Raw genomic sequence first — 20,499 nt, forward strand, 5'->3', positions numbered from 1 at the left:
TCGATCGCATTGCGCCAACCGCATTGCATCGACCGTGCACGCTGCGCCCGACACTTCACCGGTATTCCCCACCATGACCGATTCGTTCTATCAACACCACGTCTTTTTCTGTTTGAACCAGCGCGACCCAGGCGCCGATCGTCCGAGCTGCGCGAACTGCAACGCGCAGGCGATGCAGGAATACGCGAAAAAGCGCGTGAAGGAGCTGGGCCTCGCGGGCCCGGGCAAGGTGCGCATAAACAAGGCCGGCTGCCTGGACCGCTGCGAGGAGGGACCCACTGTCGTCGTGTATCCCGAGGGCACCTGGTACACCTATGTCGACGAGAGCGACATCGAGGAAATTGTCGTCTCGCATCTGCAGAACGGCCAGGTGGTCGAGCGCCTGAAGATCGACCGGTAAGAACACCCAAAATACGTTCAAGAACGCAAAAGAACCCCGCCCGCAAGGGGCCACGGAACCCAGGCAAGATCCGCAACGATGAACGCACAAACCGAAAAATTCCATATCGACGGTCCCGTCGGCCAGATCGAATGCGCGCTCGACAGGCCCGATGCGAACACGCCCGTGCGCGGCATCGCGCTCGTCGCGCATCCGCATCCGCTGTTTGGCGGCACCATGGACAACAAGGTCGCGCAGACCCTCGCGCGCACGCTCGTGCAGCTCGGCTACGTGACTTATCGGTCGAACTTTCGCGGCGTCGGCACGACGGCCGGCACGCATGACAACGGCATCGGCGAACAGGACGACCTGCTCGAACTCATCGGCTACATGCGCGCGCAGCCGGGCCAGGCCGACGTGCCGCTCGTGCTCGCGGGCTTCTCGTTCGGCACCTTCGTGCTGTCGCATGTGGCGAAGCGCTATCAGGAAGCCGGCGGCCAGATCGAGCGCATGGTATTCGTGGGCACCGCGGCCAGCCGCTGGGAAGTCGCGCCGGTGCGCGACGACACGTTGCTGATTCACGGCGAGCTCGACGAAACCGTGCCGATTCTCTCCGTGTACGAATGGGCGCGTCCGCAGGAGCTGCCGATTGTCGTGATTCCGGGGGCGGAGCACTTCCTGCACCGCAAGCTGCACATTCTCAAGCGCATCATCGTCGACGCCTGGCGTTGAAGTTCGAAAAAGCGCGACCTGTACGCGCAAACGTGTGCCCCGTTAGAAAAACGCCATCACGTGGCGCGTATAATGGGCCGTCTTTTTTTGCGCTCCGCCGCGCCCGTTTTCCTTGTGTTCCGGCGTGTGAGCGAGGCGCCGCGGTTAGCTCCCGTCGCTGGTTCCTGGCTTTGGCTCCTGACTTCGGCCCCCCACCTGCGCGCCTCGTGGCGCGCAACGTTCATCCCGACCCCAATCCGTTCGACCTGAACCTATGCGTTTTCTTTCCTCCGGCCAGCAATCCTCCTTCGTTTCTTCCTCCACTGTCCGCAACGTCACGCTCGGCGCCATGCTGCCCGCCGCGCTCCTCGCGAGCGCGAGCGCGTTCGCGCAGGTGCCGCCGCCCGCGGTGAACGCGCGTTCGTGGGTGCTCATGGACGCCACCGCGAACCAGGTGCTCGCCTCGGGCAACGCCGACGAGCGCGTCGAACCGGCCTCGCTCACGAAGCTGATGACCGCCTACCTCGTGTTCGAGGCGCTGCAGGCCAAGAAGATCACGATGGAGCAGATCGTCACGCCGAGCGAAGCCGTGCGCCGCGTGCGCACCGACGAGTCGCGCATGTTCATCGAGGCGAACAAGCCGGTGTCGGTGCATGACCTCGTGTACGGCATGATCGTGCAGTCGGGCAACGACGCAGCGATCGCGCTCGCGGAACTGGTGGGCGGCAGCGAGGCGAACTTCGTCAACATGATGAACGCCGAGGCGCAGAAGCTCGGCATGGCGCACACGCATTTCGCCGACGTGAACGGCATGCCCGACCCGAATCACTACACGACGGCCGGCGACCTTGCCACGCTCTCCACGCGCATGATTCGCGACTATCCCGAGTACTACAGCATCTTCTCGGTGAAGGAATTTAAATACAACAACATCAAGCAGCCGAACCGCAACCGCCTGCTGTGGATCGACCCGACCGTCGACGGCCTGAAGACCGGCCACACCAAGGCGGCGGGCTACTGCCTGATCGCATCGGCCAAGCGTCCGCTCGCGGGCGGCGGGGACCGCCGTCTCGTCTCGGTGATGATGGGCGAGCAAAAGGAGCACGACCGGGTTCAGGACAGCCTGAAGATGCTGAACTACGGCTATAGCGCCTACGACAGCACGCGCATCTATGCGGCCAACCAGGCCGTGGCAACTCCGCGCGTCTACAAGGGTGCGACGGATTCCGTGAAGGTGGGCGTGAAGAAGGATCAGTTCGTGACGCTGCCCAAGGGCGCCGCCGACAAGGCCAAGCCGCAGGTCGAGATCACGACCCCGCTGATCGCGCCGCTCGCAGACGGCCAGCAGGTGGGCACGGCGAAGTTCGTCGGCGCGGACGGCAAGGTGCTCGCGCAGTTCCCGCTGGTCGCGCTCCAGGCGGTGCCGCAAGCCGGCATCGCGGGTCGCGTGTGGGATTCGCTCATGCTCATGTTCAACAAGAAGAAGTAAATGGACGCATCGACGACAACGGCTGCGCATGAAGCCGAGCCGCTCGTCTGGCTCGACTGTGGACGCGGCGGCGAGCTCACGCCGCTGTCCGAAGCGCGCGTGCCGGTGCTCGACCGCGGCTTCATTTTCGGCGATGGCATCTACGAAGTGGTGCCGGCCTATGCACTCGAAGCCGAGGGCGCTGCGCCCGGCGCGGGCAAGTTGCGCGTGCCGTTTCGCATCGCGCAGCATCTCGCGCGGCTCGCACGCTCGCTCGACAAGGTGGGTATCGCGAATCCATTCGACGAGGCCGGCTGGCGCGCGCTCATCGCGCGCGTGATCGAGGCGAACGAGGCCGAGGGCGCGCTCGCGCGCGATGCGCACGCGAACGTCTACCTGCAGGTGACGCGCGGCGTGGCGAAGCGCGGCCATGCGTTCCCGGCGGGCGTGACGCCCACCGTGTTCGTGATGGTCAGCCCGCTCGCGCTGCCGGGCGCCGCGCAGCGCGCGAGCGGCGTGGCCTGCGTCACGGCCGAGGACCGCCGCTGGCTCAATTGCGACATCAAGTCGACCTCGCTGCTCGGCAATGTGCTGATGGCGCAGAACGCGGTGGAGCATGGCGTGTTCGAGACGATCCAGTTGCGCGACGGCTGGGTGACCGAAGCGTCGTCGTCGAACGTGTGGATCGTGAAGGACGGCGCCCTCTACGCGCCGCCGCGCAGCAACAAGATTCTCGAAGGCATCCGCTACGGACTCGTCGAGGAACTGGCGCAGGAATGCGGGATTCGCTTCGAAGCGCGCGAGATCGACGAAGCGGCGCTGCGCGCCGCCGACGAAGTGCTCGTGACTTCGGCGACCAAGGAAATCCTGCCGGTGGTCGCGCTCGACGGCCAGGCCGTGGGCAACGGCAAGCCGGGCCCGGTCTTTGCGGCGCTTTACGAGGGTTATCAGCGCGCGAAAGCGCGCGAGGCGCGTGCGGTTCTCGCGGCGCGCGACGCTCATGCGGCGGCTTGCGAGCAAGCCCGCGCCGCACGATGAGACGCTAAAGGAAGTGGAAATATGACTGCATCTGAACTGAACGGCGGCGCTCAGGCGCCAGCCAAAGAATCCCTGATCGAATTCCCCTGCGATTTTCCCATCAAGGTGATGGGCAAGACGCATCCGGAGTTTCAGGACACGATCGTCGCCGTGCTGCGCGAATTCGACGGCAGCTTCGATATCGCGACCATCGAATCGCGGCCGTCGAGCGGCGGCAACTACACGGGTCTCACGGTGACCGTGCGCACGACGAGCCAGGCGCATCTCGACGATATCTATCGCGCGCTCACCGGGCATCCGATGGTGAAGATCGTGCTGTAAAACCTCGCGGCGTTGTGCTCGTGAGGATGTGTCGCAAGGGCTGCTTTCGGGCGGCCCTTGTTGCGTTTACGGATCGGCGCAGTCGCTCAGAGCGCGTCGTCCTCGCGTGCGCGCAATGCAGCCGCGGCTGCTGTCATGAGCGGGCCTGCCTCGCAGGCGTTCTCATAGAGCCGCCGGAAGCGCGCGACTTCGTCGAACACCCAGTCGCGAAACGCCTGCACGCGCTCGGTCTGCATGCGCTGCTGCGTGCAGATGAAGTAGTAGCGCCACGGGCTTGGCCCGTCGATGTCCTTGAAGAGCCGCACGAGCCGCCCGCGCGTGATCTCGTGCATCGCGAGCGAGCGCCGCACGAGCGCGATGCCCTGGCCGTCCATGGCGGCTTGCAGCAGGTTCGACGAATCCTGATAGAGCACGCCGCGCTTGGGCTCGGGCATGTCGTGCATGCCGGCGGCGTCGAACCAGGGGCGCCAGAGTTCGTCGTCGGAGCGCAGGAGAGGCAGCTTCGCCAGTTCGTGCGGATCCTCAGGCAGCTTGCCGCCGTTGAAGTCCGGCGAGCAGGCGGGAAAGAAGATCTCGTCGAGCAGGAGTTCGGCGTGCAGCCCCGGATAGTGGCCGTAGCCGAAGCGCACAGCCACGTCGACGTCGTCGCGCGCGAAGTCGACGAGCGAGTTCGTCGATTGCAGCTCGACGTCCCATTGCGGATGCGCCTCGATAAAGCGGCCGATGCGCGGCGTGACCCAGCGCGCGGCGAACGACGAGAGCATCGACACCACGAGGCGCCGGTCGCGGTCGCCCGCGCGGATCTCCTGGGTGGCGAGCGCCAGTTGCGTGAGCGCGTCGCGCACCTGGCCCGCGTAGCGGCGGCCCGTGTCGGTGAGGCGCACTCGCTTGCCGTCGCGGGCAAAGAGCGCAATGCCGAGCTCGCCCTCGAGCGCGCGAATCTGGTGGCTGACCGCGCCGTGCGTGACGAATAACTCGTCGGCGGCGCGCGAAAAGCTTTCGTGGCGGGCGGCGGCCTCGAATGCCTTGAGGGCGTTGAGCGCTGGAAGCTGGCGCAGGTCCATCGCAATTTTTCTCACATAGCCGTGAAAATTGATCGTTTTGCCCGATCCCTTGCTGCGCCTACGATTGTAGCCATGGATGCGGTACCTTCGGAGGCAAAAATGAGAGAAATTTCTTCAGATATCACGTTTGAAGTGGCGGCGGATCAAGTGGCTTCGGTGCGGGTGGCGCGCAGCACGCGGCTGACCGTGCGCTGCGGCGCGGTGTGGGTCACGCGCAGCGACGACACCGCCGACTACTGGCTCGAACCCGGCCACACGCTGCGGCTGCGGCGCGGCGAGCGGCTGTGGATCGGCGCGGAGCAGGGCGGGGCGGCTTGGGTACAGTTCGCGACGCCGGCGCGCGTGAGCGAGCGCGTGCTCGACTGGGCCGCGCGGCTCGCGGCACGCTGGGGCGTCCACGCCGGCGACGGATGGCGCACGGTTTGATGCGCCCCGGCTGCGGGTGCAGGCTAAGGGGCGCCCGGCCGAGAGAAGGTCGGGCGCGCTTGTCCCGAATTAGGTAAACTTCGGGAATCATGTGCGCCACCCCGGTTTCAGCCCCCCCAATTTCACCCTCACCCTCATCCGGGTCCGCTTTGCCGGGCGGGCGCTTCGCGCCGCCCATCTTGCGCTGGCGCGGCAACGAGGCCTACCAGGCGAGCTTCGACGCCATGCGCGAATTCACCGCGCAGCGCGACGCCCAAACGCCCGATGAAATCTGGCTCGTCGAACATCCGCCCGTCTTCACGCTCGGCCAGGCCGGCAAGCCCGAGCACCTGCTGATCGCCAACAGCGGTATTCCGCTCGTGCAGATCGACCGCGGCGGCCAGATTACGTATCACGGGCCGGGCCAGGTCGTCGCGTATCTGCTGCTCGACCTGCGGCGACGCAAGCTGATGGTGCGCGAGCTCGTGACGCTCATCGAGCAGGCCGTGATCGAAACATTGGCGGCGTATAATCTCGCGGGCGAACGCAAGGCCGGCGCGCCCGGGATTTACGTGCCAGAAGGCGCAACCGGACCCAGCGCGGCCCATGTGGGCGCCAAGGTCGGAGCACTCGGCCTGAAGATTAGCCACGGCTGCAGCTACCACGGCGTGAGCCTGAACGTCTCGATGGACTTGAGCCCGTTCCTCGCGATCAACCCGTGCGGGTATGCAGGCCTCGAAACCGTCGACATGGCCACACTGGGCGCGCAAACGTCCTGGCAAGACGTTGCCGCCACACTGGCGGCCCGGCTCGAGGCGAATCTCGCCGCACATTGGGATTCGACCCTTTCAGCAGCGCTTTCGGTGGCCGAAGCTGCTGCCACAGACCCTTGCGCCGCATCCGCGGCCGGGGTGAACCCGGCCACATCGGCCACCACGGGCGGACAACCGCCGCAACCGCAGGCCGGCGTTGCACCGGCGGCCTGACTGGATCGAAACGAATGACTGACGTAACCGCGAATTCTGCTGAAAACCCCGCAGCAACTCCCGTCGATGCCGTGCCTTACGACGCCACCGCGAAACAGAAGGCGCAGGCCAAGACCTCGCGCATTCCGATCAAGGTGGTCCCGATCGAGAAGCTCAAGAAGCCCGAGTGGATCCGCGTGAAGGCGGCCACCGGCAACTCGCGTTTCTACGAGATCAAGAACATTCTGCGCGAGCACAACCTGCACACGGTGTGCGAGGAAGCTAGCTGCCCGAACATCGGCGAATGCTTCGGCAAGGGCACTGCCACGTTCATGATCATGGGCGACAAGTGCACGCGCCGCTGCCCGTTCTGCGACGTCGGCCACGGCCGCCCCGATCCGCTCGATCCGGACGAGCCGGCCAACCTCGCGCGCACCATCGGCGCGCTCAAGCTCAAGTACGTCGTGATCACGAGCGTCGACCGCGACGATCTGCGTGACGGCGGCGCCGGCCACTTCGTCGAATGCATCCGCCAGGTGCGCGAGCAGTCGCCGCAAACGCGCATCGAGATTCTCACGCCTGACTTCCGCGGCCGTCTGGACCGCGCGATCTCGATTCTCAACGCCGCACCGCCCGACGTCATGAACCACAACCTCGAAACGGTGCCGCGCCTCTACAAGGAAGCGCGCCCGGGTTCGGACTACGCGCACTCGCTCAAGCTCCTCAAGGACTTCAAGGCGCTGCATCCCGAGGTCGCGACCAAGTCGGGCCTGATGGTGGGTCTGGGCGAGACGCCGGAAGAGATTCTCCAGGTCATGCGCGACCTGCGCGAGCACGACGTCGACATGCTGACGATCGGCCAGTATCTCCAGCCGTCCGAGCATCACCTGCCGGTGCGCGAGTACGTGCATCCGGACACCTTCAAGATGTATGAGGAAGAGGCGTACAAGATGGGCTTTACGCACGCGGCCGTTGGCGCGATGGTGCGTTCGAGCTATCACGCCGATGTGCAGGCGCATGGGGCGGGCGTGGTCTGATCATCGCCGCTGTATCGCACACAAAGGAGCCCGCTGAAAAGCGGGCTTTTTTTGCGCCCTTTGCTTCCGCCCTCGCACGAAAAGCAATGCTCCAGCGGCGTCATTAGCTATCGCGGATAAATTAGAACCACTTAGCGCGAGACTCCCTATAGTCGGAACCTTCTTTCACTCGAACGTCGTTCCGCCGGAGTCCCACGATGAGCCATCGCGTCCTTTCCTCACCGCACCGCACGCGCGCGCACGCCTTCGAGCGCGTGAGCGCCGCGCGCCGTTCCCGTTCGCTCATCACCGCGCTTGCCGCGGCGTCGGCCATGCTGGCCGCCGCGTTCGCCGCTCCGCGCGCCCACGCCGAAACGCGCGAGGTCGTGATCGCGTACCAGGACATGGTGGTGCCGTGGCGCTACGCGCAGGCCACCGGCGCGCTCGAGCAGGCCACCGGCTACAAGGTCACCTACCGCAAGCTCGCGAGCGGCGCCGACGTGATCCGCGCGCTCGCTTCGGGCTCGGTGCAGCTCGGCGAGGCCGGGTCCAGCCCCATTGCAGCGGGCCTCTCCCAGGGCGTGAATCTCTCGCTCTTCTGGATTCTCGACAACATCAACGATGCCGAGGCGCTCGTTGTCCGCGACGGCTCCGGCGTGACGAGCCTCGCGGGCCTCAAGGGCAAGACCGTGGGCGTGCCGTATGTGTCGACCTCGCACTTTCATACGCTAGTCGCGCTGCAGAACGCGGGCGTGGACCCCAACGCGGTGAAGATCGTCAACCTGCGCCCGCCCGAAGTCGCGGCTGCGTGGCAGCGCGGCGACATCGACGCGACTTATATCTGGGATCCCGTGCTCGCGAAGGTGAAGCAGAACGGCAAGGTGCTGATCACGTCGGGGCAGGTGGCGAAGGCCACGGGCAAGGCGACCTTCGATGGCATCGTGGCCGACCGGCGCTTTGCCAGGGATAACGCAGCATTCCTTACGAAGTTCGTGCACGTGCTGGCCGCTGCCGATGCCGACTACGGCGCGCACAAGGCGGCGTGGAACGCGGCGTCGCCGCAGGTGCAAGCGGTGGCGAAGGTGTCCGGTGCGAACGCGCAGGACGTGCCGGAGAGCCTCGCGCTCTACGCCTTCCCGACGCCCGCCGAGCAAGCCTCGAAGACGTGGCTCGGCGGCGGCGCGCAATCGGGCGCGGCGCAGTCGCTGCTCGCGACCGCGACCTTCCTCAAGGCGCAAGGCACGATCCAGTCCGTGCTGCCCGATTACTCGGTGGGCGTCGATCCGCAATTCGTGCAGCGTGCCGCCGCGCACTGAAACATCGACGTTATCGGCCGGCCAGTCGAAGGAGGGCATGGATGAGCACGCTGGAAATCCGCGATCTGAGCGTCGTCTACGAGGGCGCGCGCCGGGGCGATGCGCCGAATCTCGCGCTCGCGCAGGTCAATCTCGACGTGTCGAGCGGTGAGTTCGTGGTCGCGCTCGGCGCTTCGGGCTGCGGCAAGACCACGCTGTTGAATTGCATCGCGGGCTTTGTCGAGCCAGCGCAGGGCGAGGTGCGCGTGAACGGCGTGCGCGTCGATGGGCCGGGCGCGGAGCGCGGCGTGGTGTTCCAGAAGCATGCGTTGTTGCCGTGGCTCGACGTGCTCGATAACGTCGCGCTCGGCCTGCGCTTTCGGCGCGTGCCGAAGGCCGAACGCGAGCGCATCGCGCGCGAGCAGCTCGCGCTCGTCGGGCTCGCGGACCACGCGCATTCGCGTGTGTATGCGCTCTCGGGCGGCATGCAGCAGCGCGTGGGGATTGCGCGCGCGCTCGCCAGCGACCCGGAGGTGCTGCTGATGGACGAGCCGATGGGCGCGCTCGACGCCATGACGCGCGAGTCGGTGCAGACGCTCGTGCTCGACGTCTGGGCGCGCACGCGCAAGACAGTGTTCTTCATCACGCATAGCGTGGAAGAGGCGCTTTTTCTGGCGACGCGCGTGGTAGTGATGACGCCTGGGCCGGGCCGCATCGAGCACGAATACGAACTGCCGTTCGCGCGGCGCTACTTGCGCACGCGCGATGCGCGCGCGGTGAAGTCGTCGCCGGATTTCATCGAGTGGCGCGAGCGGCTCGTGCGCCTGCTCCATGCCGATGCCGGGGGCTCCGGCGTTGCAGTGAGCCGCGCGCCATGTGCGTGGGTTTATCGCGGCAATGAGGTTGCTGAACGAATCGAAGAGAGGGTGAAACCATGAGCGTGCCGCAAGAATCGCTTGGGGACGTCGCGTTGACGGCGTGCGCAACGGGTGAGTGCGACGTCAAGGTGCTTGAGGCCCGAGCCAGGGCCCGCAAGCGCGCGCAAGCCGCCGCTGCGCGGCGAGCGAGTCCGCGCCAGATGCCGGGCGAAGGGCCGACCGCCGCGCTAAGCGCCGCTTCGGTGGCCGCGCTCGCGCTGCTCTGGTGGCTGGCCACCCATCTGCACTGGCTGCCGCCGCTGTTCCTGCCCACGCCCGAGGCGGTCTGGCAGGCTTTCGTCGATGCCTGGAACGGCCGCATCCAGGGCGGCCTGCCGCTCTCCGAGCACCTGTTCTGGAGCACGCTGCGCGTGTTCGGCGCGTTCACGCTCGCGGCGGTGACGGCGATTCCCATCGGCATCCTGATGGGCGTGTCGCGCATCGCGCGCGGCTTGCTCGATCCGCCGCTGGAGTTCTACCGGCCGCTGCCGCCGCTTGCCTACCTGCCGCTCGTGGTGATCTGGTTCGGCATCGACGAGACGGCCAAGCTCGTGGTGATCTGGCTCGCTTCGTTCGCGCCCATCGCCATGGCCGCGCGCGCCGGCGCGAAAAGCGCGAGCGTCGAGCAGTTGCGCGCCGCGGCCTCACTCGGCGGCAGCTTTGCGCAGATCGTGCGCTTCGTCGTGCTGCCCGCCGCGCTGCCCGAAATCCTCACGGGCCTGCGTATCGCCATCGGCTTTGGCTGGACCACGCTCGTCGCCGCGGAGATGGTGGCGGCCACGGCGGGCCTCGGCCAGATGGTGCTCAATGCGTCGAGCTTCCTGCGCACCGACGTCGTGGTGATGGGCATCGTGCTGATCGGCCTGATCGCCTGGGGCTTCGATCTGGGCATGCGCGCGCTCGAGCGCCGCCTCGCGCCCTGGAAGGGACGCGGCTGAGCGGTGCGTTCCGGCTGCGCGCCTTCGATCCGGGGGGGCGCAGCATGCGGTTTTCCGTCCCCCATTCCTCTTGCGTTCCAGAAACCCGGACGCTATCCCGTTATATTTCTGGAAATCCGGATTCCTCCTGCACTTTCAAGACGGAGAGGCCTTGTCCATCAAGGCTGGGGCCACTCCGCGTCGCTGGCATCAACCTTGCTCTATAGATCGCGCGGCCACCCAGGCCGCGACAAAAAAAGACTTCAAGGAGACAGCCGATGTCCGATCCCTACCTCTGGTTTCGCTGATCCCCGTTTAGACCTGTCGCGGCATGGCGCTCGTAAAAGGCGCGGCCATTGGCTTAACTCATTTGCAGGATCCAATCGTGAAGAAACCTCTGCACAAAGTCCTTTACGTCCAGGTGATCGTGGCGATCGTCATCGGCGTGATTCTCGGCCACTACTGGCCGGCCATCGGCATCGACATGAAGCCGCTTGGCGACGCCTTCATCAAGCTCATCAAGATGGTTATCGGGCCGATCATCTTCTGTACCGTCGTGACCGGCATCGCCGGCATGGAGGACATGAAGAAGGTGGGTCGCGTGGGCGGCAAGGCGCTGCTCTACTTCGAGATCGTCTCGACCTTCGCGCTGGTGCTCGGCCTTGCGGCCACGCACTTGCTCAAGCCGGGCGCGGGCTTCAACGTCGACGTCACCACGCTCGACGCCAAGGCCGTGGCGAGCTACGCGGAGAAGGCGCACGGCCAGAGCACCGTCGACTTCCTGATGCACATCATTCCGGACACGATGTTCTCGGCGTTCGCGCAAGGCGAAATCCTGCAGATCCTGCTCATCGCGCTGCTGTTCGGCGCGGTGCTCGCGCAACTGGGCGATCGCGGCCGCGTGGTGACCGATTTCATCGAGGGCGTCTCGGGCGTGCTGTTCGGCGTCGTGAAGATCGTCACGAAGCTCGCGCCGATCGGTGCGTTCGGCGCGATGGCGTTCACCATCGGCAAGTACGGCGTGGGCTCGCTGCTGCCGATGCTCAAGCTGATCGGCACGTTCTATCTCACCTCCGTGGTGTTCGTGCTGGTGGTGCTGGGGACAATCGCGCGCTTCACGGGCTTCTCGATCATCCGCTTCGTTTCCTACATCAAGGAAGAGCTGCTGATCGTGCTGGGCACGAGCTCGTCGGAGTCGGCGCTGCCGCAACTGATGCAAAAGCTCGAACGCCTCGGCTGTTCGCGCTCGGTCGTGGGCCTCGTGGTGCCGACCGGCTATTCGTTCAACCTCGACGGCACCAACATCTACATGACGATGGCGGTGCTCTTCATCGCCCAGGCGACCAACACCGATCTCACGTGGACCCAGCAGCTCACGCTGCTCGCGGTGACGATGCTCACCTCGAAGGGCGCGAGCGGCGTGACCGGCGCGGGCTTCATCACGCTCGCGGCAACGCTCGCCGTGGTGCCGACCATTCCGCTCTCGGGCATGGTGCTGATCCTCGGCATCGACCGCTTCATGAGCGAGTGCCGTGCACTGACCAACATCGTCGGCAACGGCGTGGCGACGGTTGTGGTCTCGGCATGGGAGAAGGAGCTCGACCGCAGCAAGCTGCGCGCGGCGCTGTCGGGCCAGGCGGAAGATGTGAAGGAAAGCGCGGGCGTGTAAGCCCGTGAAGTGCGGCGTGCATGGCGGCGCGGACCGCCGTGCCGCTTGCATGACCTGCCGCTGTTTTGCGTAGTTTTCTTTTTGTAACGCGTGCCGCCAGCCGGCGCGCGTTGTTTTCCCCTTTTTTCTGGTTTGTGCGGCCATCCGGCCGCCTGTTTGCTCTCGTATTCCCCCGGCGCCTTTCTTTTCCGCTTCCGTCTCTCACCGTGGGCCGCCTCGCGCGGTAAGCGTGTGCCACAATTCCTCTCATCCCCGCACGATCATCCGGAAGCCTCCTTCGTGACGCGCCGTCTCATCCTGTTGCTCATGCTCGCCGCCGGGCTCGTGGCGGTGTGCACGCTTGCGTGGTCGCTCGCCTGGCAAACCGGCGTCGACGCGCTGCGCCGCAACGCCGCCGTGCGCAACGACCGCACGACCGCGGCGCTCAAGAGCACGCTCGAGCGCTATGAGTCGCTGCCGTATCTGGTGGGGGCGCATCCGCTAGTGCAGGACGTGCTCGCCGACCCGAAACCCGACTGGGTCGCGCAGGCCAATCGCTATCTCGAAGACGTGAACCGCCACGCGCGCGCCACCACGACCTACATCATTCGCGCCGACGGCCTGTGCATCGCCGCGAGCAACTGGCGCGGGCCGGACAGCTTCGTAGGCGTGGGCTACCAGTTCCGGCCGTACTTCATCGAGGCCGCCAAGGGCGGCGTGGGGCGCTTTTTCGGCATCGGCACGATCTCGCACGATCCGGGCTACTACATTTCGCAGCCGGTGCGGCGCAACGGCAAGATCGTCGGTGTGGCGGTGGTCAAGCTCAACCTCGAATGGTTTCCGGGCACGGACGTCTCCGAGCCGCTGCTCGTCACCGACGATCACGGCGTGATCTTTCTCTCCTCGGTGAACGCGTGGAAGTACCGCACCGTGCGCCCGTTGCCCGCCGACGTGGTGGCCTCGATCGACGAGACGCGCCAGTACGCGCGCCAGGACATCGCGCCGCTGCCCGTGAGCGTTGAGCGCGTGCTGGAGGGCGGCGCCGATATCGTGCGCATCGGCAGCGGCCTGCGCGCGCCGCGCTATCTGGAGACGCGCCGCGCGCTCGGCGAGCCCGACTGGCATCTCGTGACGATGTCGCCAGTCGATCCGGTGCAGGACGCGGCGCGCAACGCGACGATCATGACGGGCTTCGGCTACGTCTCGCTGTGCCTGCTGGCGTTCTACTGGCGCATGCGCCGCGCGCGCGTGCAGGAAGTGCTGCGCAGCCGCGCGATGCTGCAAAAGGCCTACGCCATGCTCAATGACCGCGTAGCCGAGCGCACCGCCGATCTCTCGCAAGCCAACGAGCGCTTGCAGCGCGAGGTGGCCGAGCGCACGCGCACCGAAGCGGAACTGCGCGCGACCCAGGACGAGCTGATCCAGGCGAGCAAGCTTGCTGCGCTCGGGCAGATGGCGGCGGGCATCACGCACGAACTCAATCAGCCGCTCGCGGCGCTGCGCAGCTTCTCGGACAACACCCGAGTGTTTCTGGAGCGCGGCCAGTACGACGTGGCACACGAGAATCTGGAAGCGATCGGCTCGCTCACCGAGCGCATGGGCAAGATCGTGAATCAGCTCAAGCTGTTCGTGGGGCGCGCGAAGCCGAAGAGCCAGCGCTCGCCGGTGGCGCGCGCGCTGCGCAATGCGCTCGGGCTGCTCGGCAAGCGTCTCGAAGGCGTGAGCGTGGTGCTCACCGTCAGCGACGGCGACGCCGCCAGCGTGCTGCTCGATGTGCACAACGACTATCCCGAACTGATTGCGCAGTGCGATGACTTGCGGCTCGAACAGGTGCTCATCAACCTGATCGGCAACGCGCTCGACGCGGTCGCCGCGACGAGCGCACCGCGCATCGCCATCGACGTGCGCGCGCGGCCCGCGACCATCGAGATTGCCGTGTGCGACAACGGGCCCGGCATTCCCGCCGAGGTCATGCCGCGCCTGTTCGAACCGTTCTTCACCACGAAGGAGATGGGGCAGGGCCTGGGCCTGGGGCTTGCGATCTCTTCGTCGATCGCGCGCGATTGCGGCGGCACGCTCGCGGCGTACAACGCCGCCGAGGGTGGGGCCAATTGTGGGGGCGATGTTGGGGCCGACGGTGGGGCCGATCGTGCGACGAATTGTGCCGCGGATGGCACGACACCAGGCGGCGCCTGCTTCGTGCTGACGCTGCGCCGCACGCGCGTGAATGCGGCGCTCGCGACCGCCAACGAACACACGACGCCGCCCGCGAACGGCATGCAACACTGAATTAAGGAAGGCGAACCAACATGATCAGCTCGATGCCCGGCCGGGTGCTCTACGTGGAGGACGACGAACTGGTGCGGCGCGCCGGCGTCCAGAGCCTGCAGCTCGCGGGCTTCGAGGCGGCCGGCTTCGCCAACGCCGAGGCCGCGCTGCCGCTCGTGGATGCCGAGTTCGCCGGCGTCGTGGTGAGCGACATCCGCCTGCCCGGCATGAGCGGACTCGATCTGCTCGCGCAGTGCCACGAGCGCGCGCCCGACGTGCCGGTGATCCTTGTCACGGGGCACGGCGACATTTCGATGGCCGTGCAGGCGATGCGCGACGGCGCCTACGATTTCATCGAGAAGCCATTCGCTTCCGAGCGCCTGATCGAAACGGTGCGGCGCGCGCTCGAGCGCCGCACGCTGATGCTCGAAAACCTCGCGCTGCGTCGCGAGCTGGCGGGGCAGGACACGCTCGCGCCGCGCATCATCGGCAAGAGCCCGGCGATCGAGCAGGTGCGGCGGCTGATCGCCAACATCGCGCCCACGGACGCTTCAGTGCTCATCAACGGTGACACCGGTGCGGGCAAGGAGTTGATCGCACGCAGCCTGCACGAGCTCTCGCCGCGCCGCGACAGGCCATTCGTGGCCGTGAATTGCGGCGCGCTGCCCGAGCCGATGTTCGAATCGGAGATGTTCGGCTACGAACCCGGCGCGTTCACGGGCGCGGCCAAGCGGCGCATCGGCAAGCTCGAGCACGCCACGGGCGGCACGCTCTTTCTCGACGAGATCGAGAGCATGCCGCTCGCGCTCCAGGTGAAGCTGCTGCGCGTGCTGCAGGACGGCGTGCTGGAGCGTCTCGGCTCGAACCAGCCGGTGCGCGTGGACTTGCGCGTGGTTGCGGCGGCCAAGGGCGACATGATGGAGCACGTCGCGGCTGGCACCTTTCGGCGCGACTTGCTGTATCGCCTGAACGTGGTGACGATCGCGCTGCCGCCGCTCGCCGAGCGCCGCGAAGACATCGTGCCGCTCTTCGAGCACTTCCTGCTGGATGCGGCGGTGCGCTATCAGCGCCCCGCGCCGCTGTTGACCGAGCGCGACCGCATGCGCCTCGCGCAGCGCGACTGGCCGGGCAACGTGCGCGAACTTCGCAACGCGGCGGACCGCTATGTGCTTGGCATTCCCGACGATGTCGCGCCGCAGGCCGCAAGCGGCGCCGACGACGCGCTGCCGCTCAAGGAGCGCGTGGAGCAGTACGAGCGCGCGCTGATTGCCGACGCGCTCCAGCAGACGCACGGCGCGGTTGCGCAGGCCGCCGAGCGGTTGCAGATGGCGAAGGCCACGCTCTACGAGAAGATGCGCCGTTATGGGCTGGTGGCGCGAGGGGAGAGCGAAGCGCGCGGGTGAGATCGGCGATGCAGGGAAACCGATTGAAAACTGCGGCGGAAACGAAAACGGCAGCGGGTTTCCGCTGCCGTTTGTGTCTGGTGCTGCCTGGCGCTGTCTGGCGTGTGAGGCGCCTCAGGTCGCCAGCGCCTTTTGCAGCAGCGCGTCGAGTTCCGCGAATTTCGGCTCGCCCACATAGCGCTTGAGAATCTTGCCGTCGCGATCGATCACGAAGGTGGTGGGCGTGAGCTGCACGTTGCCGAACTGTTTGGCCGCCGAGCCGTCGTCCATTGCCACCTTGAACGGCAACTGCCGCGTCTGCGCGTAATTGACGACGTACATGGGCGCGTCGTAGTTCATCGCCACGGCGACGAATTCGAGGCCTTCGCCCTTGAACCGGTTATAGGTCTGGATCATCTGGGGCATTTCCTTCATGCAGGTGGTGCAGCTCGTCGCCCAGAAGTTGACGAGATAGACCTTGCCCTTGAGATCGGCGGTCGAGACCTTTTGACCGGAGAGCAGCGTGAAGGTGGCGTCGGGCACGCGTTGCTGGCTGCCGAAGAACGCGAAATAGCCGGCGATGGCCAGCGCGGCGACAACGACTACGGCGCCGATGCTGCGGATCGCGCTGGAGCGCGCCTTCGGAGGTGTCGGGGATGCGGACATGAATGAAGCCTCGGGCGCCTCTGGGCGCGGAAATGAGCCGAACCATTGTAGCGCCGAATTTCCCGGCATAGCGGTTGCGTCGGCACGGGTGGGCATAAGGCAGGGATAATGTTCCGCTCATCTCTTTCCTCACACTTTTTGCCACTCCGCTCGCGTCTCATGGTTTCCAACGTTTTCTCCCGCGCCGGTCTTTCGCGGTTTGTGCCGTCGCCCTTGCTTCTGTTCTTGCGCATGCACGTCACTCGTGCCGCGGCCGCGCTCGCGCTCGCGGGTATGTTCGCGCCGCTCATTGCCTGTTCGCCCACCTACGACTGGCGCACGATTTCGAACAACGCGAGCGGCTATAGCGTCGATATGCCGGCCAAGCCCGGCGCGGACGAGCGCAGCCTGGACGTGGCCGGCACGCCGATGCGCATGCGGGTCCAGACTGCCGAGGTGAGCGGGGCGGTATTCGTGGTCGGCACGCTCGAACTGCCCGACGCGCAGCCCGCCACGCAGCAAAAAGCGCTTGGGTACTTGCGCGAGGGGCTTGCGCACAACGTGGGCGCGACGCCCGACGCGCACGCGGTTGCGGTGCCGGTCGAGGCGGGGGGCTCGGTCGAGGGCGTCGACATGCAGCTCACGGGCAAGGCCGGGGCGAACGAGGAGCAGCGCACGATCCACGCGCGGCTCGTCGCCAAGGGGGCGCATGCCTACCAGTGGGCAATCGTGGGCCGCGAGCAGCCCGCGCCCGAGCAGGTTGATCAGTTCTTCCAATCGTTCAAGCTTCATTGAGCGCATCTTAGGATTACGGAGCGACAAGCGGTTGCGACCGAAAGTGAATGTGCAGTCCTGGGTTTACGGGCTAATTCCCGGATTTCATTGAGGGTTTACGAGTTACCCACAGGTCCTGTGGGTAACTTTGTGGAAAAGGCTGGCTCGATGCTCGCAAAAGGCCGCGCTGTGGGCTTTTTGTTAGTTTGGCGCGCTTCTCGGCAGAATGTTAATTGTATAAAAATCAATGACTTGCGTTTTTGGTCAAAGCTGAATGCGAATCGTGCAAGAAATTGCTGCTCACACGACAAAGTGTGCATAAGTCAAGTCTTGACTTCCTTTTTTTGATCCATCTGAAGTTTGAATTCGAGTTTCGGCGCAGGCTGCATCCACTGCCAACCCGCGTCGATGCGTCCCCGTTATTGCGCACTACTGATCGCTGAATGCGCGCCGATACTGCACCGCTTCCGCGACGTGTGCGGCTTCGGGCATAGGCGCGTCAGCGAGGTCGGCGATCGTGCGCGCTACCTTGAGCGCGCGGTAGTACGCGCGCGCCGACCAGCCGAAGCGCTCGCCCGCTTCGCGCAGCAACGCTTCGCCTGCGGCATCGGGGCGACAGACCGCGTCGGTCTCGCGGCCGCTCAGCTCGCGGTTGGTCTTGCCCTGGCGGGCGATCTGGCGCTCGCGCGCCGCGGCCACGCGGGCAGCCACGGCCGCGCTCGGCTCACCGGGCGCGCTGGCGCGCGAGGCGAGTTCGGCAGGCGGCAGCGCGGGAATCTCGATCTGAATGTCGATGCGGTCGAGCAGCGGCCCCGAGAGCTTGCGGCGATAGCGCGCCGCCGCCTCGGGCGTGCAACGGCAGCGCCCCGAGGGATCGCCGCGCCAGCCGCACGGGCAGGGATTCATGGCGGCGACGAGCTGGCAGGCGGCGGGAAAGTCGGTCTGCCACGCCGCGCGCGAGATGGTGATCGAGCCGGCTTCGAGCGGCTCGCGCAAAGTCTCCAGCACGTGACGGTCGAACTCGGGCAATTCATCGAGAAACAGGACACCTGAATGGGCGAGCGTGATCTCGCCGGGCTGAGGCGGATTGCGTCCGCCGATCAGCGCCGCCGCGCTGGACGAGTGGTGCGGCGCGCGAAACGGCCGCCGGCGCCATTGTTGCGGCGAAAAACCAAACGAACTAGCCGAAAGCAGGGCTGCGCTGGCGAGCGCCTCGGCGTCGGTCATCGGCGGCAGGAGGCCGGGCAGGCGCGCGGCGAGCATCGACTTGCCCGCGCCCGGCGGTCCGACCATTAACAGATGGTGGCCGCCCGCCGCCGCGACTTCGAGTGCGCGGCGCGCGCCGCGCTGGCCGATCACGTCGGCCATGTCAGGTGGCGGCGCGGCCGGCGCCGCGTCGAGCGCGTTGGCTCGCACGGGCACGAGGCGCGCGGCTTCTTCGCCCGAGAGGTGCGCGCAGAGCGTGCGCAGATCTGGAACGGCGTAGACATCCACGCCGGGCACGAGCGCGGCCTCGGCGGCGTTGTCGGCGGGCAGGTAGAGCTCGGGTATGCATGCGCATGAGTCCAGCGCGCCGAAGGGTAGATGCGCGGGCGCCGCGTGAAGCGTTTCGGGCGGCTGCGGCGCGCCGGCGTGCGCGCGCGCCGTGCCGCATGCCATCGCGAACGCGCCGCGCATGGGACGCACCGCGCCCGAGAGCGACAGTTCGCCCGCGAATTCCCGCGCGGCCATGAGCGACGCAGCGGGAATCTGGCCGCTCGCGGCGAGAATGCCCAACGCGATGGGCAAGTCGAAGCGGCCCGACTCTTTCGGCAAGTCGGCGGGCGCGAGATTCACGGTGATGCGGCGCACGGGAAAGTCGAAGCCGCAGTTGGAGATTGCCGCGCGCACGCGCTCGCGGCTTTCGCGAACTTCGAGGTCGGGTAGGCCGACGATCGAAAACGACGGCAACCCATTGGCGAGATGGACTTCTACGGTCACATCGGGCGCGCGGCCGGCAGCCGGCGCGCGGCTGCGCACCACGGCAAGCGACATGGAGATCTCCGGAAGGGGCACACGAACGGCGAACGGACGAAGCCACCCTTCATGCGCCGGGCTGGTGAGGCGCGTGCCCCTTTACGGTTCCATTGCGGAACGGTTACGGCTCGCTTGCCTTAGCGATGGTGCATCGAATCAATCAGGACGACTGGCCAGTCAYAGGCTGCTTCTGCTCGAGTTCGGCCACGCGGCGCTCGAGTTCTTCGAGGCGCTGACGCGTGCGCACCAGCACTTGCGTCTGCGCGTCGAACTCTTCGCGCGTGACGAGATCGAGCTTCGAAAAGCCTTGCGAGAGCATGGCGCGCACATTGCGCTCGACGTCGCGCGCCGGCGAGTTCTTCAGAAGCTCGCCCATCTTCGATTGCAGATCGTTGAATACGTCGTTTGGCTGTTTCATTCGGTTCCCCTTACTGCTTCATAAATTCGCTGCACAAAAAATGTGCAGATTTCGTGTCGACTGTGCCTCGCTTTGAATCGTGATCGATCCTGGTGCGAGGCTGCAGCCCATGAGCGCAACTGGTGCATGCCGCGCCCGCCATCTGCCGGCGGCGCTTAAAGCGGAGCGCTGACGCTTCTGCGATGCCCGGCTACCGCGCTGCCCTGTCTGAAAACACTCTAGCAACGATCGACAGGCGCCGCCACCGCGCGGCGCGCGCGCTGGCCGTCCGGCCAGGACCCCGCTGCAGGCCGCGCCCGCCCGTGTGGCGCGGGTTGGCGTGCGTGGATCGGCATTGTCCACGGCTTGCGCGATTCATGCATCGAAATCCATCAGAAAAGCAGTCCGCGCGAATTGGCACGGGTGTTGCTAATACTGCTCCGCACGCTGAATCACGCATACGGCATCACTACGGAACAACGGCACAGCAACCGCAACGAGGACTACATGAAACTAATCACAGCAATCATCAAGCCGTTCAAGCTCGATGAGGCGCGCGAGGCCCTCTCGGCTATTGGCGTCTCGGGGATCACGGTCACGGAGGTGAAAGGCTTCGGCCGTCAGAAGGGCCACACCGAGCTGTACCGCGGCGCGGAATACGTCGTCGACTTCCTGCCCAAGGTCAAGATCGAAGCCGCCGTCGCCGACGACATCGTCGAGCAGGCCATCGAGGCGATCGAGCGTGCGGCCCGCACCGGCAAGATCGGCGACGGCAAGATCTTCGTCGCCCCCATCGAACAAGTCATTCGCATCCGCACCGGCGAGACCGGCGCCGACGCGCTGTGAGAACCCAATAAAGTCCTTGTGACAGAC

20 protein-coding genes are annotated in these 20,499 nt (G+C 66.2%); 16 read left to right on the forward strand and 4 right to left on the reverse strand.

Translation table 11 applies throughout. The features are described 5' to 3' along the window. Positions 1–73 precede the first annotated feature (73 nt). The 5 genes from NH14_RS09000 (at position 74) to NH14_RS09020 (ending at position 3,917) form a co-directional block, all read left to right on the forward strand. Complete coding sequence (locus NH14_RS09000; RefSeq protein WP_035524047.1) at positions 74–400, forward strand: (2Fe-2S) ferredoxin domain-containing protein; 327 nt, start codon at positions 74–76, stop codon at positions 398–400. A 78-nt stretch (positions 401–478) separates the two neighbouring features. Further along, positions 479–1,111: an alpha/beta hydrolase gene (locus NH14_RS09005; RefSeq protein ID WP_035523670.1), complete on the forward strand. Its 633-nt coding sequence runs from the start codon at positions 479–481 to the stop codon at positions 1,109–1,111. A gap of 253 nt (positions 1,112–1,364) precedes the next feature. Continuing rightward, positions 1,365–2,579, forward strand: a complete 1,215-nt coding sequence (locus NH14_RS09010) for a D-alanyl-D-alanine carboxypeptidase family protein (protein ID WP_035523673.1) — start codon at positions 1,365–1,367, stop codon at positions 2,577–2,579. Then, positions 2,580–3,596: a D-amino acid aminotransferase gene (locus tag NH14_RS09015; protein ID WP_052147883.1), complete on the forward strand. Its 1,017-nt coding sequence runs from the start codon at positions 2,580–2,582 to the stop codon at positions 3,594–3,596. It begins immediately after the preceding gene. 21 nt (positions 3,597–3,617) lie between these two features. Then, complete coding sequence (locus NH14_RS09020) at positions 3,618–3,917, forward strand: DUF493 family protein (RefSeq protein ID WP_035523675.1); 300 nt, start codon at positions 3,618–3,620, stop codon at positions 3,915–3,917. Between the two features lie 86 nt (positions 3,918–4,003). On the opposite strand, the gene NH14_RS09025 is transcribed toward NH14_RS09020, so the two are convergent. Continuing rightward, a complete protein-coding gene (locus tag NH14_RS09025; protein ID WP_035523678.1) occupies positions 4,004–4,981 on the reverse strand; it encodes a transcriptional regulator GcvA in 978 nt (325 codons plus the stop codon). Positions 4,982–5,080: 99 nt separating this feature from the next. Here NH14_RS09025 and NH14_RS09030 point away from each other — a divergent pair, with 99 nt between their 5' ends. From NH14_RS09030 to NH14_RS09070, 9 genes are all read left to right on the forward strand, one after another. After that, positions 5,081–5,407: a DUF2917 domain-containing protein gene (locus NH14_RS09030; protein ID WP_035523681.1), complete on the forward strand. Its 327-nt coding sequence runs from the start codon at positions 5,081–5,083 to the stop codon at positions 5,405–5,407. An 89-nt stretch (positions 5,408–5,496) separates the two neighbouring features. Then, positions 5,497–6,372: a lipoyl(octanoyl) transferase LipB gene (gene lipB, locus NH14_RS09035; protein ID WP_084225186.1), complete on the forward strand. Its 876-nt coding sequence runs from the start codon at positions 5,497–5,499 to the stop codon at positions 6,370–6,372. A 14-nt stretch (positions 6,373–6,386) separates the two neighbouring features. After that, positions 6,387–7,388, forward strand: coding sequence for a lipoyl synthase (gene lipA / locus NH14_RS09040; protein ID WP_035523684.1), 1,002 nt, complete (start codon positions 6,387–6,389; stop codon positions 7,386–7,388). Between the two features lie 311 nt (positions 7,389–7,699). Beyond that, positions 7,700–8,683 (forward strand): taurine ABC transporter substrate-binding protein, encoded by a 984-nt coding sequence (gene tauA, locus NH14_RS09045; RefSeq protein ID WP_052147899.1) that lies wholly within the window; start codon positions 7,700–7,702, stop codon positions 8,681–8,683. A 41-nt stretch (positions 8,684–8,724) separates the two neighbouring features. After that, complete coding sequence (locus NH14_RS09050) at positions 8,725–9,600, forward strand: taurine ABC transporter ATP-binding protein (RefSeq protein ID WP_084225190.1); 876 nt, start codon at positions 8,725–8,727, stop codon at positions 9,598–9,600. Next, positions 9,597–10,517, forward strand: coding sequence for an ABC transporter permease subunit (locus NH14_RS09055; RefSeq protein WP_084225192.1), 921 nt, complete (start codon positions 9,597–9,599; stop codon positions 10,515–10,517). The genes NH14_RS09050 and NH14_RS09055 overlap by 4 nt, the downstream gene beginning before the upstream one ends. 361 nt (positions 10,518–10,878) lie before the next feature. Further along, positions 10,879–12,165, forward strand: coding sequence for a dicarboxylate/amino acid:cation symporter (locus NH14_RS09060; protein WP_035524062.1), 1,287 nt, complete (start codon positions 10,879–10,881; stop codon positions 12,163–12,165). Between the two features lie 231 nt (positions 12,166–12,396). After that, on the forward strand, positions 12,397–14,433 hold the full coding sequence (locus NH14_RS09065; RefSeq protein WP_407947131.1) for a sensor histidine kinase: 2,037 nt from the start codon (positions 12,397–12,399) through the stop codon (positions 14,431–14,433). A 20-nt stretch (positions 14,434–14,453) separates the two neighbouring features. Continuing rightward, positions 14,454–15,815 carry a sigma-54-dependent transcriptional regulator gene (locus tag NH14_RS09070; protein WP_035523688.1) on the forward strand — a complete coding sequence of 454 codons (1,362 nt, stop codon included), beginning with the start codon at positions 14,454–14,456 and terminating at the stop codon, positions 15,813–15,815. Between the two features lie 114 nt (positions 15,816–15,929). Here the strand turns inward: NH14_RS09070 and NH14_RS09075 are convergent, their stop codons facing one another. Beyond that, entirely contained in the window at positions 15,930–16,460 is a 531-nt protein-coding gene (locus NH14_RS09075; protein WP_035523691.1) for a TlpA disulfide reductase family protein, read from the reverse strand. Positions 16,461–16,691: 231 nt separating this feature from the next. Between NH14_RS09075 and NH14_RS09080 the strand changes: the two genes are divergently transcribed. After that, complete coding sequence (locus NH14_RS09080; RefSeq protein WP_331253433.1) at positions 16,692–17,234, forward strand: hypothetical protein; 543 nt, start codon at positions 16,692–16,694, stop codon at positions 17,232–17,234. Between the two features lie 408 nt (positions 17,235–17,642). Here NH14_RS09080 and NH14_RS09085 read toward each other — a convergent pair whose 3' ends face one another. Both NH14_RS09085 and NH14_RS09090 read right to left on the reverse strand, forming a co-directional pair. After that, positions 17,643–19,247, reverse strand: coding sequence for a YifB family Mg chelatase-like AAA ATPase (locus NH14_RS09085; protein WP_035523696.1), 1,605 nt, complete (start codon positions 19,245–19,247; stop codon positions 17,643–17,645). A gap of 142 nt (positions 19,248–19,389) precedes the next feature. Continuing rightward, positions 19,390–19,647, reverse strand: coding sequence for an accessory factor UbiK family protein (locus NH14_RS09090; protein ID WP_168727135.1), 258 nt, complete (start codon positions 19,645–19,647; stop codon positions 19,390–19,392). 486 nt (positions 19,648–20,133) lie between these two features. Between NH14_RS09090 and NH14_RS09095 the strand changes: the two genes are divergently transcribed. Beyond that, positions 20,134–20,472 carry a P-II family nitrogen regulator gene (locus NH14_RS09095; RefSeq protein ID WP_035524068.1) on the forward strand — a complete coding sequence of 113 codons (339 nt, stop codon included), beginning with the start codon at positions 20,134–20,136 and terminating at the stop codon, positions 20,470–20,472. The last annotated feature ends 27 nt before the right edge of the window (positions 20,473–20,499 follow it).

This window comes from Paraburkholderia sacchari (genome assembly GCF_000785435.2).
Lineage (GTDB): Bacteria > Pseudomonadota > Gammaproteobacteria > Burkholderiales > Burkholderiaceae > Paraburkholderia > Paraburkholderia sacchari.

Bases quoted from the DNA above. Each gene is read 5' to 3' on its own strand.
- NH14_RS09000 (WP_035524047.1), top strand. From the start codon at position 74: ATGACCGATTCGTTCTATCAACACCACGTCTTTTTCTGTTTGAACCAG.
- NH14_RS09005 (WP_035523670.1), top strand. From the start codon at position 479: ATGAACGCACAAACCGAAAAATTCCATATCGACGGTCCCGTCGGCCAG.
- NH14_RS09010 (WP_035523673.1), top strand. From the start codon at position 1,365: ATGCGTTTTCTTTCCTCCGGCCAGCAATCCTCCTTCGTTTCTTCCTCC.
- NH14_RS09015 (WP_052147883.1), top strand. From the start codon at position 2,580: ATGGACGCATCGACGACAACGGCTGCGCATGAAGCCGAGCCGCTCGTC.
- NH14_RS09020 (WP_035523675.1), top strand. From the start codon at position 3,618: ATGACTGCATCTGAACTGAACGGCGGCGCTCAGGCGCCAGCCAAAGAA.
- NH14_RS09025 (WP_035523678.1), bottom strand. From the start codon at position 4,981: ATGGACCTGCGCCAGCTTCCAGCGCTCAACGCCCTCAAGGCATTCGAG.
- NH14_RS09030 (WP_035523681.1), top strand. From the start codon at position 5,081: ATGAGAGAAATTTCTTCAGATATCACGTTTGAAGTGGCGGCGGATCAA.
- lipB (WP_084225186.1), top strand. From the start codon at position 5,497: ATGTGCGCCACCCCGGTTTCAGCCCCCCCAATTTCACCCTCACCCTCA.
- lipA (WP_035523684.1), top strand. From the start codon at position 6,387: ATGACTGACGTAACCGCGAATTCTGCTGAAAACCCCGCAGCAACTCCC.
- tauA (WP_052147899.1), top strand. From the start codon at position 7,700: ATGCTGGCCGCCGCGTTCGCCGCTCCGCGCGCCCACGCCGAAACGCGC.
- NH14_RS09050 (WP_084225190.1), top strand. From the start codon at position 8,725: ATGAGCACGCTGGAAATCCGCGATCTGAGCGTCGTCTACGAGGGCGCG.
- NH14_RS09055 (WP_084225192.1), top strand. From the start codon at position 9,597: ATGAGCGTGCCGCAAGAATCGCTTGGGGACGTCGCGTTGACGGCGTGC.
- NH14_RS09070 (WP_035523688.1), top strand. From the start codon at position 14,454: ATGATCAGCTCGATGCCCGGCCGGGTGCTCTACGTGGAGGACGACGAA.
- NH14_RS09075 (WP_035523691.1), bottom strand. From the start codon at position 16,460: ATGTCCGCATCCCCGACACCTCCGAAGGCGCGCTCCAGCGCGATCCGC.
- NH14_RS09080 (WP_331253433.1), top strand. From the start codon at position 16,692: ATGCACGTCACTCGTGCCGCGGCCGCGCTCGCGCTCGCGGGTATGTTC.
- NH14_RS09085 (WP_035523696.1), bottom strand. From the start codon at position 19,247: ATGTCGCTTGCCGTGGTGCGCAGCCGCGCGCCGGCTGCCGGCCGCGCG.
- NH14_RS09095 (WP_035524068.1), top strand. From the start codon at position 20,134: ATGAAACTAATCACAGCAATCATCAAGCCGTTCAAGCTCGATGAGGCG.